General features: G+C 37.1%; 13 protein-coding genes. 7 read left to right on the top strand and 6 right to left on the bottom strand.

What is annotated here, in order from left to right:
- Nucleotides 1-13: 13 nt before the first annotated feature.
- From AC5YGI_RS10200 to AC5YGI_RS10170, 7 genes are all read left to right on the top strand, one after another.
- A complete protein-coding gene (locus AC5YGI_RS10200; protein WP_496168208.1) occupies nucleotides 14-718 on the top strand; it encodes a CPBP family intramembrane glutamic endopeptidase in 705 nt (234 codons plus the stop codon).
- Between the two features lie 4 nt (nucleotides 719-722).
- Nucleotides 723-1,481, top strand: a complete 759-nt coding sequence (yaaA, locus tag AC5YGI_RS10195; RefSeq protein ID WP_446105656.1) for a peroxide stress protein YaaA — start codon at nucleotides 723-725, stop codon at nucleotides 1,479-1,481.
- Nucleotides 1,482-2,330: a peptide chain release factor N(5)-glutamine methyltransferase gene (prmC, locus tag AC5YGI_RS10190; RefSeq protein WP_496168206.1), complete on the top strand. Its 849-nt coding sequence runs from the start codon at nucleotides 1,482-1,484 to the stop codon at nucleotides 2,328-2,330.
- Between the two features lie 29 nt (nucleotides 2,331-2,359).
- Nucleotides 2,360-3,382, top strand: coding sequence for a serine hydrolase domain-containing protein (locus AC5YGI_RS10185; protein WP_496168204.1), 1,023 nt, complete (start codon nucleotides 2,360-2,362; stop codon nucleotides 3,380-3,382).
- 2 nt (nucleotides 3,383-3,384) lie between these two features.
- Nucleotides 3,385-3,744, top strand: a complete 360-nt coding sequence (locus AC5YGI_RS10180; RefSeq protein ID WP_496168202.1) for a DUF4180 domain-containing protein — start codon at nucleotides 3,385-3,387, stop codon at nucleotides 3,742-3,744.
- A gap of 530 nt (nucleotides 3,745-4,274) precedes the next feature.
- Nucleotides 4,275-4,847, top strand: coding sequence for a phage tail-like protein (locus tag AC5YGI_RS10175; RefSeq protein WP_496168200.1), 573 nt, complete (start codon nucleotides 4,275-4,277; stop codon nucleotides 4,845-4,847).
- 7 nt (nucleotides 4,848-4,854) lie between these two features.
- The gene (locus tag AC5YGI_RS10170; protein ID WP_330746647.1) at nucleotides 4,855-6,396 is read left to right on the top strand and encodes an L-type lectin family protein; all 1,542 of its coding nucleotides are present in this window, start codon (nucleotides 4,855-4,857) and stop codon (nucleotides 6,394-6,396) included.
- A 14-nt stretch (nucleotides 6,397-6,410) separates the two neighbouring features.
- Here the strand turns inward: AC5YGI_RS10170 and AC5YGI_RS10165 are convergent, their stop codons facing one another.
- From AC5YGI_RS10165 to AC5YGI_RS10140, 6 genes are all read right to left on the bottom strand, one after another.
- Nucleotides 6,411-7,451 carry an NAD-dependent epimerase/dehydratase family protein gene (locus tag AC5YGI_RS10165; RefSeq protein ID WP_496168197.1) on the bottom strand — a complete coding sequence of 347 codons (1,041 nt, stop codon included), beginning with the start codon at nucleotides 7,449-7,451 and terminating at the stop codon, nucleotides 6,411-6,413.
- Entirely contained in the window at nucleotides 7,397-8,182 is a 786-nt protein-coding gene (locus AC5YGI_RS10160; RefSeq protein ID WP_330746649.1) for an SDR family NAD(P)-dependent oxidoreductase, read from the bottom strand. Before AC5YGI_RS10160 ends, AC5YGI_RS10165 begins: the two co-directional genes overlap by 55 nt.
- 159 nt (nucleotides 8,183-8,341) lie before the next feature.
- Nucleotides 8,342-9,430, bottom strand: coding sequence for a helix-turn-helix domain-containing protein (locus AC5YGI_RS10155; protein WP_454512163.1), 1,089 nt, complete (start codon nucleotides 9,428-9,430; stop codon nucleotides 8,342-8,344).
- 30 nt (nucleotides 9,431-9,460) lie between these two features.
- Entirely contained in the window at nucleotides 9,461-10,102 is a 642-nt protein-coding gene (locus AC5YGI_RS10150; protein ID WP_137905634.1) for a rhomboid family intramembrane serine protease, read from the bottom strand.
- A gap of 37 nt (nucleotides 10,103-10,139) precedes the next feature.
- Nucleotides 10,140-12,731 carry a DNA gyrase/topoisomerase IV subunit A gene (locus tag AC5YGI_RS10145; RefSeq protein ID WP_410493551.1) on the bottom strand — a complete coding sequence of 864 codons (2,592 nt, stop codon included), beginning with the start codon at nucleotides 12,729-12,731 and terminating at the stop codon, nucleotides 10,140-10,142.
- Entirely contained in the window at nucleotides 12,706-13,212 is a 507-nt protein-coding gene (locus AC5YGI_RS10140; protein WP_330746651.1) for a hypothetical protein, read from the bottom strand. The genes AC5YGI_RS10145 and AC5YGI_RS10140 overlap by 26 nt, the downstream gene beginning before the upstream one ends.
- Nucleotides 13,213-13,285: the final 73 nt, after the last annotated feature.

Genomic DNA, 13,285 nt, shown 5'->3' with positions numbered 1-13,285 from the left:
TTTAGGGTACTGAATGATGAATCTTACCGGGAAATATGCTGTAGGAATTTTACTCACTTTTGCTATTTTAGCTGCAGCCATGCTGTATTCTTTCCCTGCTGTCACCACAATAACAGGAATAAGAGGAATAACAGAAACCAATTTCTTTCTCAGCAGAATTATACTATGGATAGTTCTTATCACTGTATTTCTATACAATGTCTTTATTGAGAAAAGTGCTTTTTTTCTTAAAAAGGAGAAGAAATATTCCGCAACATTTTACATCAAAGCTGTTGTGAGCTTATATTTTATCTGTCTGATTGGCGGAGTGATTCTGAATGCAGTCGTCATGTTCGTTACACAGGAAAAAATAAGTGAGAAGCTTCTCAACCTTGTTCCCATTCTTAGAAATAATTATTTTTTAGTTATTTTTACATGCCTTACGGCTGCTATTGTAGAGGAATTTCTGATGCGGGGCTATATCCAGCCCAGGATTGAAAAAATATATAATAACCCGACAGTTGCCATTGTTATTTCAGCTGTCTTGTTTGGAATTCTGCACAGCACTTACGGTACCATAAGCCAGGTTCTTGGACCTTTTTTTATCGGAATCGTGTTTGCTGTATTTTATAAACGCTATTCAAATATTAAAATTCTGATCATCTGTCATTTTATGATTGATTTTATCGCAATGGTGGTCATGAATTGTATTGATATTAAACACTTATCTGTATTTTAACATTATGAAAATTATAACATCTCCTGCCAAATTAATGAACACGGAAAATTCAACGGATCTGTTGAAAACCACTACTCCAAGATTCATTGAAGATGCAGCATTGATACAATCTTATTTAAAAGAAAAATCACCCAAATACCTTTCCGAGCTTATGGAAATATCCCCAAAGCTTGCTGATGAAAACTGGGAAAGAAATCAAAAATGGAAGTCCAAACCTACAGCAAAAGAATCTGCTCCTGCTATGTTTGCCTTTACAGGAGAGGTTTACAGAGGTCTTGATGCTAAAACACTGGATAAAAATGCTGTAGATTACCTTCAAAAAAACTACAGAATCCTTTCCGGGCTTTACGGTTTACTGAAACCATCTGATAAAGTAATGCTTTACAGGCTTGAAATGGGCCGTCCTTTTGAATTTGAGCAATACAAAAACCTATACGAATTCTGGAGAGAAAAGATTACAGAGCAGTTGAATGCTGAAATGAAAAAAGGAGAAATCCTCCTTCACCTTGCCAGCAACGAATATGGAAAAGTAGTCGACAGAAAGAAACTGAACCATACAGTAATTGATTTCGATTTCTATGAATTAAAAGACGGAAAACTGAAGACCATCGTGGTATATACAAAGCATGCCAGAGGTCTTGTGGTCAGATTCTGTGCAGAAACCAACGCCAAAACACTGGAGGATGTAAAAGCATTCAACTATGAGGGATACAGAATTGATGAAGAAAAGTCAACAGATACAAAACTGGTTTTTACAAGATAAATGACAATTTCAGCATTTAAAAAATATTTCAAAACAGAGCTTTCCGATCTTTATACAGACTCGGAAAGTGTGTTTTTATCGTCTTTATTCATTCAGCAGATCGTAGGTTTCGATTCATTTCAGCAAAGAAGATTTGCTGAACAGGAACTTCTGATGGATGATAAAGAAAAACTTGATCATATTGTTTCAGAACTTAAAACCGGAAGACCTTATCAGCAGATATTGGGTGAAACAGAATTTTACGGAATGAAATTCTTTGTGGATGAAAATGTTCTGATTCCCCGCCCTGAAACAGAAGAATTATTGGAAATTGCTATCAGGGAGATTAAAGGTTCAGAGTTTAAGCTTCAAGGGTTAAAGATTTTGGATATAGGTACCGGAAGCGGAGTTATTCCATTGGTTTTAAAGAAACATTTCCCGGAAGCAGAGGTTTCATCTATTGATTTTTCTGAAAAAGCTTTGAAGACAGCCCAAAGAAATGCAGAGTATCACCAATTGGAAATCCGGTTCATTCATGCCGACTACCTTAATTTTGATCTGGCTGAAAATTATGACATCATCATTTCAAATCCTCCCTACATCGGGATTGAAGAAGAGATCGAAATTGCTGATTCTGTGAAAGAATTTGAACCTAAAATGGCCCTTTTCTCCCCTACTTCGGATGCTTTGATCTTTTACAGAAAAATTGCGGAAGATGCTGAAAAGTATTTGAATGAGAACGGACTTTTGTTTCTTGAAATCAATCAGAAACTGGGTCCTGAAACACTGGAATTATATCTGGATTTTTCTAATGCACAATTATTGAAGGATTTATCTGAAAACGACAGATTCATTTATGGAAGGAAATAAGTAATTTTGTTTTCATACACACCTAACCTATGAAAACTTTACTATGGAACATCGTTATTTGTCTTTCACTGATTATGCAGCTGGTATCCTGCCAAAAGCATCCTCGGGATGTGGTGAGTAAATATTATAGTAAAGGAGAGTTCAATGGTTCCGTTTTGATTGTGAACAACGGCAGGATTGTTTGTGATACGGCTTTGGGTTTCCGCAACTTTGAAAAAGGGCTGAAAACAGATAAAAATACCTCATTTTATATTGCATCCCTCAGTAAACCCTTCACTGCAGCAGCTATTATCATGCTGGAGCAAAAAGGTTTGTTGAAGTTTGATGATAAAGCGTCCCGGTTTATAACGCTTCCTGAATATGCCAGAAACATTACGATCAGACAGCTTTTGCATCACACTTCAGGAATCAGGGATTATGAAAACCTGTTTTCTAAAAGAGGATTAACGAATCAGGAGGTAATAAACTGGCTGTTTAATCTTAAAAATCTTGATTTTGTTCCGGACAGCAAATTTAAGTACAGCAATACCGGGTATATCATTCTATCCCTGATTATTGAAAAGGTTTCAGGTAGATCATACAGTGCATTCATCAATGAACAGATTATTACTCCATTAAAAATGAATAACACTTATGTGTATGAACATGGGACAGTTATTCACAATAGAGCATCGGGATATAATGAACAAAAGCAGCCTGATGATTATTCAATTTTAACAACCGGTGACGGTGGAATCTACTCTACTCCTGAAGATCTCTATAAATTTGATCAGGCTTTGCGAAACAATTCTTTTATTAATAAAGAAAATATCAGTATGATGTATTCTCCTTTCCAGTTATCTGACGGACAAATATCAAATTACGGCTTTGCATGGTACTTAGAGAATAAAAATGGAAAAAAATCAGCAATGCATACAGGTGGCCTGAACGGTTTTAGAGCTTTATTCTGGAGAGATTTGCAGCATAACAGCTGTATTATTGCACTTACCAATCAGGGAGATGCATTTCTGCCAGGCAACTTTCTACAGGACATAAAAAAAACAATACGATAAACATGATTATTCAGCAACACGAAATCAATTCTATAAAAATTGCAGAAATTATTTCTGACGACATCATTATCCGGTCTGCACAAGATGGGTTGGATCTTATGGGAAATATCTATTATCAGGGGTTTGATAAAGTTATTCTTTACGAAAAAAATATTACTCCTGAATTCTTCGATTTAAAAACAAAAATTGCCGGAGAAATTCTCCAGAAGTTTTCAAACTACCGCATAGGATTGGCTATTGTTGGCGATTTCAGTAAATATGAAAGCAAAAGTATGAGGGATTTTATTTTTGAAAGTAATAAAACAAATCACATTAATTTTGTACCATCATTGGACGATGCTCTAGTCTATTTTTCAAAATAGACGATTTCTCAATTCTTTAGATACAAAAACCGAAAGCTTTTTTCAATTTGAGATATCACGGTCTCGGCATCTTCTGTTTTTTAATTCCTTACCACAGTACAAAGATTTACATAATAAAAATAACCGTTTAGGTTTATAAGTTTATGTAAAAATTCAATTCAAATTATGTTAATCATTAAGAGAAGGCTAGAATTAATTCTATAGCCATAAAAATCCGAACATTTCTTTGTATATTTGCAAAAAACACGAGGGAATATGAATCTTACTTATTTAGAAGCTTATACGGCTACATAATTCAATTTAATTTTTCGACCAACCAGGTAGGCATAGGATCTTTCTTTATGAAGCATGCTTGCTATATCTGTTGATGAGCTTTTGAACAAAGGTCTCGTCTGGCTATTATTTGAGCAGAACAATTCATTGTATTAATGAACTTGTGATTATATCTTTTGCCTTTATGAATTAAGCCTCTTAAAGATTCCTTCCTACAAAAAACAAAAAATACACAAATAAAAAATTATTAAGACATCATGATTAAAAAATTATTTCTACCAGTCGTTTTAGTAAGTTCTCTGACATTTGCTCAGATAGGGATTAACACATCCAATCCTGATGGAAGTGCCGCTCTTGATGTTTACAGTCAAAGTAAAGGGTTATTGATACCAAGACTTACTACATTACAAAGAGATGCCATTGCCAATCCTGCCAACTCGCTTCTTATCTACGATACTGATAAGAAATGTTTAAGTCAGAATATCGGTACTCCTCTCAAGCCGGACTGGCTTTGTATCAGCAGCAATGCCGTAAAAATGTTTTATATGCCTAGTGTTTCTTTTGACACTTCCATCACAGCCACTGGCCGGACTAAAGATTTGTATACATTGTATAAAACCCAGTTTGGATCTCCAAAAGCAAAGAGTAGCAGTGCTCCAGCTTCTATTCCTTTTTTCCCGTCCAGTAAAGATCTGTACTATTACGTAACCGATGCCGACCCTAATGTATTCAGTAATATTTCTATTTCTGATGACGGAGTTATGACTTATGATGTAAAAGCTGCAGCTACTGACTGTTCTTTTATCAATATTGTTTTTGTTGTTAAATAATTGAGTTATGATAAACAGCAGCTCAATTTTACGGTACAAAAGGTTTTTGTTTACCTTTTCCTTATTTGCCTGTTCTCAAAATATCCAGGCTCAGAACGAACAGGGAACGGGTTATCCTTATTTTGTAAACTTTACTCAGGGATTACAGCCCCAGGAAGCCTATAAGGTAGCTACCAGCGGTGTTCAGAATGACGCAACCTTTACTACAGACGGGCTAAGGCTCACCCGAAGTGTGAATAATATTTCAGGAGGAGTGATATTGGCAGATAAAATATTCAAAAGTGATCAGGGAATCAAATTTGAGTTTGAATTTGCCATTTATGGAGGAAATACCAACGGAGGAGATGGAATTTCCATATTCCTGGTAGATGGTTCTATTCCTAAAGATCAGCTTAACCTTGGGTATTTTGGGGGAGGATTAGGATACAGTTTTGTACGCGGAGGAGAATCTACGGAAGGACTGAGAGGTGGTTACCTGGGAATAGGCCTGGATGAATACGGAAATTTTAAAACAAGTTTTAACCAAACTGAAAGGATCAGAAACGGAATATTTGGGGTGGGACTGGCAGATGGGCGCAGCAACGTTTCATTAAGAGGAAAGCGTGGAAACCAATATCTGTCTTCAGCTGAGCCTGCAGGATATAACGGTTATCCGCTGCTTTACAGTATCGCCACCAATGCTTTACCAACCAGCAGCAACCGATCTGCTTATCTGGATACGGCAACAGGGAAATATATCGGGATTAAAAATACAGCACTTCAACAGTTCAGCATCGAAAGTGGCGGAACTACAATTCCTCAAAACGAAAATGATGCAAGATTCCGTAAAGCATATGTTACCCTTGTCCCCAATTCGGCCGGCGGTTACAATATAACCCTGGAAATCCAGCACGGAACGGTGAAAGAAAAAGTGATTGACAATTATTACTACCCTACTTCACTGAAATATACCGAGACTACCATTTCCAACACTACGGTAAGGACTCTGGATACTTCGCCTCCTTCTACTTTCAGAATTGGATTTGCAGCATCTACGGGAGCTGCCAAAAATATACATTTACTGAAAAATTTAGGGGTTACAAGACCTTATGCTGCCGAAGTAACAGATGATTTGTTTGCAGGCTGTCCAGGGATAAAGTCGACGTATTATCCTTTGCTTAATGATGCGGCTTATTCTTCAGCTAATGGCCAGAATCCTCCAACCCTTTCCTATAATAACCTTGATTTTAATTCATTTCGTTTTTTAGATAATAACGGAGCTGTAATTCCCAATATAACAGGCGGTGTCTACACCAATAGCCAGGGAACATGGACCTATTTCCCAACTACCGCAGCGCTTTCTTTCAAACCTGCGGCAGGATTCACAGGAGTAGCCCAGATACAGTATGATATTAAAGGAGGTGGAAGCAATGGTACTGAAGCGCCTTACAATAGTGAAGAATACAGATCATTACCGGCATTGGTACAGGTTAATATTTCAACTGCCAATAACTGCAGCAAAGCCTGCGTTATTTCCAATAAAAATGTAACTCAGAAAATAACAAGATAACTTGAAACCAGCTTTTAAGAGCTGGTTTTTTTATTATTTACGGGGTTTTCAATAAAATACCGGACAGCATCCTCAATTGCCCTATCAACAGATTGATATTGAATTCCCAATTCGTCTGCTGACTTCTGATTAGAATAATAATTATAAATCTGCAATGCTTTCATATTGGGGGTACTGAGGTTTGTTTTTATTTTTAATATCCTTAAACCATCACCAATTAATCCAATGAGACTCAAAAGCGTGTTGGGAATAGTAATCATAACCGGGTTCTGATTGGTAATCCGGTTTACTTTTTTAAAAAACGCTCTGTAAGTCAGATTTTCATTGGCCAGGAGATATTTTTCTCCGGTTCTTCCGTATTCAACAGCATTTACTATTCCATTGGCTGCATCTTCCACGTGTACAAAGTTCTTACCTCCTTTCGGATAAAATACCAGTTTCTTTTTCCATGCCCAGAAGATTATTTTCCCGGAACTTGGCTTGCTGTCATATGCTCCGATCATCAAGGTTGGATTAACAATAATAACCTCTGTGTTCTTACTGTTCTTTAAAAGATAATCTTCCGCAGCCTGCTTGCTTTGAGCATACAGTGAATGGGTAAAAGGATAAATTTGCGGTGCTTTTTCAGTTCCCCGGAATGCGGTGTTTCCAAATCCTAAGGTATTGGCAGTACTCACAAACAAAAACTTTTTTACGCCCATCAATTGTGCATGGGTAAAGAGATTTACAACGGCCTCGTAATTCACTTTTCTGTATTCATCATAACGGATAAGATTCTGACGTGTTTCTGCTGCCACATGAATAATACAGTCAATATCGGTCAGCTGCCCAGAAATATCGCACAGAAGATCCGCTTCCACAAGCTTCAGATTTTCGTTTTCTTCGCCCAGCCAGCTGCTTTTCTTACGCACCAGAGCAATAACAGAATAACCATTTTGTAATAATTTAAGGATAACATTAGTTCCCAGAAGCCCTGTTGCTCCGGTTACACATACTTTTTTCATGCTTCGATCTCTCTTTTTATAGCCTGGGTCATCAATGGCAGTTTGATCCATATGGGTAAAATTTTCATCACCAGCCAGCTGATTGGGTTCACCATAATTACGGAATCTTTTTTAAATAATTGCCGGATGCAGTATGAAGCTACTTTATCAGGATTCAAAAGTGTTAATCTTCCCATCAGACCCTGCTTTTCTATTCTTTCACACACATCCTTATTGGTTTTCATTGCCCCGGGATTCACAACACTTACAAAAACATTGGTATCTTTCAGTTCTTCATGCAGTCCTCTTGAAAATGAATGGATAAAACTTTTGGAAGCTGGATATACGGTTTTAAAACCAATCGGAGAAAAAGCAGCCATACTTGAAACATTCAGGATATAGGCTTTGGGTTGTTTTAAAAGGTTAGGAAGCAGCTGATGCGTCATCAGTGAGGTGGCCGCCACATTCACCTGTAGAATAGTGTTGATATAATCCGACGAGGCTTCCGTAAATTTTTTCGTTCCTCCAAGTCCTGCATTATTAATCAGAATATGAACATCAAAAGAACGGTTGAGCCACTCTGTAAGCTTCATTACATTTTCATTAACAGAAAGGTCTGTTTCATAGTAATGAGCCTTTATTCCATACTGTTTCTCCAGCTCTCCGGATAATTCTCTGAGATTCTGATCCGGAAGACTTATAAGAATGACATTGATTTTTTGTTTTGCAAGATGTTCAGCAAATGATTTTCCAAGTCCCTGGCTTGCACCCGTGACGACTGCATATGATTCTTTGGTATCCATAAGTTTAAATTGTATGGTACAAAGCTATCGCAAAGAGGATGTCTGAATGTTCCGGGTTATCTGAACGAACTGATTTTAAGAAGAGGAAATTAAAATAAACAACTATATGAAAATCAATTATTTAAAACAAATAAAAAGTAAAAGTTTATAAACCTGAACTTATTTTCTGAACTCAGAAGGTGTTTGTCCGGTCACTTTTTTAAAGGTTGTATTAAAAGAGGTTTTAGAATTGAATCCGGCTTCATAGGCAATCCCCAAAACAGACAATTTACTGTTGGGCTCTTTCAGAAGTTTTTTGGCATACTCAACTCTAAACTCATTGACGTATTGGAAGAAGTTTTTTCCGAACCCTGTATTGATAACATAAGAAAGATGGTGGGTAGAAACGGACAGCATTTCCGCCAGCTTGATCAGGTTAAGTTCACTGTCAAGATAAGGTTTCTGAAGCTCCATGATTTCTTCCAGCAAGGTTTTAATCTTTAATAGTTCTTCATCGGATATCAGTTTTTTCTTTACTTCTTCCGGACCGGAATCTTCATCAATAGAGATCAGCTCCTGTCTTTGTTTTTCTTCTAACGGATAAATTTCCTTCTGCTTCAGAGAATAGTATCCCACGCAGTAGATAACGGATAAAAAGACCGCATTGATAAAGAAATTCAGTGATTTCGGATCATAGAACAGATTATAAATTACATAGATAATATTCACGATAAGCAGTACCAGAATGATATATTCCAACCAGTTCAGATTGATTCCTTCTGTATTGGATGAGAACTGCTGAATTTTCTTTTGATGTTTTCTGATGGTAATATAGGAAAGTCCCGTATAAAAGAGAGCCTGGATCAGGATCAGAATAATACTGAGATATTCAAATGGTTTTTCGTACCCTGATTTTACCAGTATGAGACACAGCACAAAAGCTGCAGGAAGTATCAAAAATCTACAATCTTTAGTTTTAAAAGTAAAAGACGGATTAGTATAGAACAGTACACTAAAGTAAAAAACAATAGGTGTAAAAAACTGAATAACTCTGACTAAAAACAGGGAGTGGAACTCTATTACTGAACCGGTAATGAGAAACAGCACTTCATCCAGCCAGAAGGTAGACCATAAAAAGAGAAATATCCCAAACCAGAAATTGGCCTTATGGTTTACTTTTAAGGGGTTGGCCAGCTTCAGCAGAGAAAGCAAAACCAATGAACCATAGATAAGTATCACGATGAAACTGTTTAACTCTGATGTGTTCATTGGTTTTGATATTTGATTATAAATAGTCTTTTATCCTATTCGCTTTCTTACAAAAATTTCATATCCTAAATAGATGAGCGGAAGTGACATGATTCCCAGGAAAAGAATATTACTCATGGCGAGCTGCGGATGCATTACAATAGAGTAAACCAATCCGAAAAACGCCCCCCCAAGGTGAGCAGCATGCCCCAGGTTGTCCCACTGCTTTGGGTTCAGCATCATGTATACAGAATATCCGAAATACAGTGTTCCGAATAACCATCCCGGCAAAAAGTTGACACTGATCTCATTCGGAGCCATAGCTATGGAGGCAAAAATAATTCCGGAAACCGCTCCTGATGCTCCAATTGCAGAATACCACGGCTGCTTTTTATAAATCTGCAGGCTGAATAGGTTTCCAAGGATCATGGATCCGAAATAAAGAATCAGAAATCCTATTTCTCCAAAGAAACTAATAACCACGCCCTGGAAAAAATACAGGGACAGCATATTAAAAAACAAGTGCATAAAGTCTGCGTGCAAAAATGCAGAGCTGATCAGCCTTACATATTCTTTACGATTCGCGATCGCTCCGACGTTGAATTTATATTTTTCAAATAATGCTGTATTATTGAAACCCATGTAGCTAAAAATACATGTGGCTGCAATGATAATGATAACAACTATATCCATTATGTTCTTTTATGTTATAACTGAATAAACATGCAATCTATTCATTTTCATTATTCCCGTTATCCTGGAAAAGATCTCCGATCATTCCGCCGTCTTCATCGGTTTCGCCGGCAGGTTCGGGATCTTCGTATACTTCAGGCTCCTCTTCTACCGGTTCAGGAATGGTAATATTGATGGCCTTTACTTTGAATTTTGTAAACTGGTTTCCGATGGCTTTTATTCCTTTTACCGCTATGAACTCATCAATATTTATCGTTTCCGGATCGCGTTCTTTTCCTTTATCTTTTGCAAAAATGATTTCTGCAGTGGCATCGTTGGCAACAATTACATTTTCAATGAATGATTTCGGATGTTCAGATGGCATAAAAGTCTGTACATTAACTGTATTTTCCAGTAAGAATCTCTTAATGAAATAAATATCTTTTTCTCCGTCGTAATAGATGCAGGTAATCGGCTGTGCAGGTCTCCATTTTTCCAATACCAGGTATTCGTCATCAAAACGGTTCCCCAGGTCAAAAGATACCAGTTTTACTTCACCGTTTGTATTGATGGTCAGAATTTTATCATCTCCTTTGAAGCTTCCCAGCAGTGTTCCTCTTGCATCGGCATTCAGTCTTCTTACCGTATCATCAAACCAGATTTTTCTAGGGGCCAGAGTAGAAACTCCTTCTTCCTTCATATCTACTTTCTTGACAGCGTACTTAGTTACCAGATTTCCTTTGGAATCACGTCCTTTGATGGCCAGATCGGAGAAGTTAATCTCCATTTTGTTCTTTCTGATTCTTGGGTTTGGTTTTAAAAGCACGGTTACCGTTTCTGCTTCTCCATTAGGGTTGGCTGAGAAATAGAGTGTTTCAGAACCCTTTTTATCTGAAGCCAGCGGATAATCTGTATTTCGGGTTACTCCGGTTACAGAGAATCGTTTCATATAATAGGGTCCTTCCCTACCTTCACGGTAGATCATATTATACACTGTCCTTTTATCGTTTTTCTTCCATACGGCAACATGGAGGATGTCTTTTCCGATGAAAGTTTTCGCTTCCACTTTTACAACCTTCATACTTCCGTCTTTTCTGAATGTGATGATATCATCAATATCAGAACAGTCGAACAAATACTGATCTTTTTTCAAAGATGTTCCGATAAAGCCTTCTTCAAAATTCGCGTAGAACTTTTCATTGGCTACGGCTACTTTTGTAGCATCAATCGTATCAAAGATTCTAAGCTCAGTCTTCCTTTGTTTGTCTTTACCGTATTTCTTCTGAATATTTAAGTAATACTCAATGGCATAAGCGATCAGGTTGGCCAGGTTGTATTTTACCTGTTCTATTTTACCTTCCAGCGAAGCGATATTTTCCTTAAACTTATCCAAATCGAATCTTGAAATTCTCTTGATTCTGATCTCTGTCAGTTTTAAGATATCTTCTTCCGTAACGGCTCTTAAAAGATGTTTGGTGTGCGGTTTTAATCCTGCATCAATGGTCTTCAGTACATCTTCCCAGGTTTTTACCTCTTCAATATCGTGGTAAATTCTGTTTTCGATGAAAATTCTTTCCAGTGAAGAGAAATGCCAGCTTTCCTGAAGCTCATGAAGCTCAATTTCCAATTCTTTCTTCAGCAATGAAACTGTATGATCCGTATTCGTTTTCAGAATATCGGATACCGTAAGGAACATAGGTTTATCCCCTACAATCACACAGGCATTGGGAGAGATGGTCACCTGGCAGTCTGTAAATGCATAAAGAGCATCAATAGTTTTATCCGGTGAAACATCATTATGGATATGAATAAGGATTTCTACTTTGTCTGAAGTATTGTCCTCAATCTTTTTGATTTTGATCTTTCCTTTCTCGTTGGCCTTTAAAATAGAGTCAATAAGATCAGTGGTTGTTTTAGAATAAGGAAGTTCGGAAATCACCAATGTATGCTTATCCGTCTGGGTAATTTTGGCTCTTGCTCTTACTTTTCCTCCTCTTTGACCGTCATTATATTCAGAAACGTCAAGATAACCGGCTGTTAAAAAATCCGGATACAGTTCAAATTTCTTACCTTTCAGGTAGGCTACAGAGGCATTGATAAGTTCATTAAAGTTATGAGGAAGAATTTTAGTGGAAAGCCCTACTCCAATACCTTCTACTCCCTGAGCAAGAAGCAGAGGGAATTTTACCGGTAAATCGATAGGTTCATTATTTCTTCCGTCATAAGACTTTGTCCATTCTGTAGTTTTAGGATTAAATACTACTTCCAGAGCAAAAGGTGTCAGTCTAGCTTCAATATATCTCGCAGCGGCTGCAGAATCTCCTGTATAGATATTACCCCAGTTTCCCTGTGTATCTATTAACAACTCTTTCTGCCCGATCTGCACCATGGCATCTGTAATGGAAGCATCACCGTGCGGGTGATATTTCATGGTATTTCCCACGATATTGGCCACTTTGTTGTAACGGCCGTCTTCCAGCTCCCGCATGGAGTGCATAATTCTTCGTTGAACGGGTTTTAAACCATCATATATTGAAGGGATAGCTCTATCCAGAATTACATAGGAAGCATAATCAAGAAACCAGTCTTTGTAGAGACCGGAGACTTTTTTTAAGCTTTCACCCTCATGCGAATATTCTTCTGTCATCATCTAGTTTATCTTTTTTCTCTTTATTAGTTTTCACTACTTTGTTCAGAGAGAGTTTTAAATCGTTTACTTGTTTTCTGTTCAAATAAGAGATCTGGTACTTCAGGATAGTAGAACCATTATTCTTACTTGAAACGGTGATGTATAATCTTTTGAAAAAGAGAATACTGACTACATCATATTTGATCAGTTTGTATTTTGGAAATTCGTCGTGAAGAGGCTTATCCAGAAATGGAATGATATTCCTGTTTTTAAAATTCAAAGCTTCTCCATCGCTGTCATATTCAAAAATCTGTCTTCCGCTGATGTAAAAGATAATCAGCAGCAGAGCAGGAACAATAATCAATAAATAACTTTCTTTCCCCACTGCATTAAACCTATATTCATTAGCAGCAAATGCGATGATGCCAACCACGGTTATCATCAAAAGCAACGTGCATAAAAAATTATAAATTGATGCTTTATTACGGTTACTTAGTCTCATTTTATTTTTTTTGGCTGTGTAAGTACTATAATTCCTACTTCATCCAAAGTTGTGCTTTTTTCAGTCTGCAATG

Source organism: Chryseobacterium sp. CS3K3.1 (assembly GCF_059515165.1).
The sequence above is the reverse complement of the archived record's forward strand: the minus strand, read 5'-3'. Positions and strand labels throughout refer to the sequence as shown.

Excerpts from the sequence above, each read along its gene's own strand:
- AC5YGI_RS10200 (WP_496168208.1), top strand. The coding sequence starts at position 14 with ATGATGAATCTTACCGGGAAATATGCTGTAGGAATTTTACTCACTTTT.
- yaaA (WP_446105656.1), top strand. The coding sequence starts at position 723 with ATGAAAATTATAACATCTCCTGCCAAATTAATGAACACGGAAAATTCA.
- prmC (WP_496168206.1), top strand. The coding sequence starts at position 1,482 with ATGACAATTTCAGCATTTAAAAAATATTTCAAAACAGAGCTTTCCGAT.
- AC5YGI_RS10185 (WP_496168204.1), top strand. The coding sequence starts at position 2,360 with ATGAAAACTTTACTATGGAACATCGTTATTTGTCTTTCACTGATTATG.
- AC5YGI_RS10180 (WP_496168202.1), top strand. The coding sequence starts at position 3,385 with ATGATTATTCAGCAACACGAAATCAATTCTATAAAAATTGCAGAAATT.
- AC5YGI_RS10175 (WP_496168200.1), top strand. The coding sequence starts at position 4,275 with ATGATTAAAAAATTATTTCTACCAGTCGTTTTAGTAAGTTCTCTGACA.
- AC5YGI_RS10170 (WP_330746647.1), top strand. The coding sequence starts at position 4,855 with ATGATAAACAGCAGCTCAATTTTACGGTACAAAAGGTTTTTGTTTACC.
- AC5YGI_RS10165 (WP_496168197.1), bottom strand. The coding sequence starts at position 7,451 with ATGGATCAAACTGCCATTGATGACCCAGGCTATAAAAAGAGAGATCGA.
- AC5YGI_RS10160 (WP_330746649.1), bottom strand. The coding sequence starts at position 8,182 with ATGGATACCAAAGAATCATATGCAGTCGTCACGGGTGCAAGCCAGGGA.
- AC5YGI_RS10155 (WP_454512163.1), bottom strand. The coding sequence starts at position 9,430 with ATGAACACATCAGAGTTAAACAGTTTCATCGTGATACTTATCTATGGT.
- AC5YGI_RS10150 (WP_137905634.1), bottom strand. The coding sequence starts at position 10,102 with ATGGATATAGTTGTTATCATTATCATTGCAGCCACATGTATTTTTAGC.
- AC5YGI_RS10145 (WP_410493551.1), bottom strand. The coding sequence starts at position 12,731 with ATGATGACAGAAGAATATTCGCATGAGGGTGAAAGCTTAAAAAAAGTC.
- AC5YGI_RS10140 (WP_330746651.1), bottom strand. The coding sequence starts at position 13,212 with ATGAGACTAAGTAACCGTAATAAAGCATCAATTTATAATTTTTTATGC.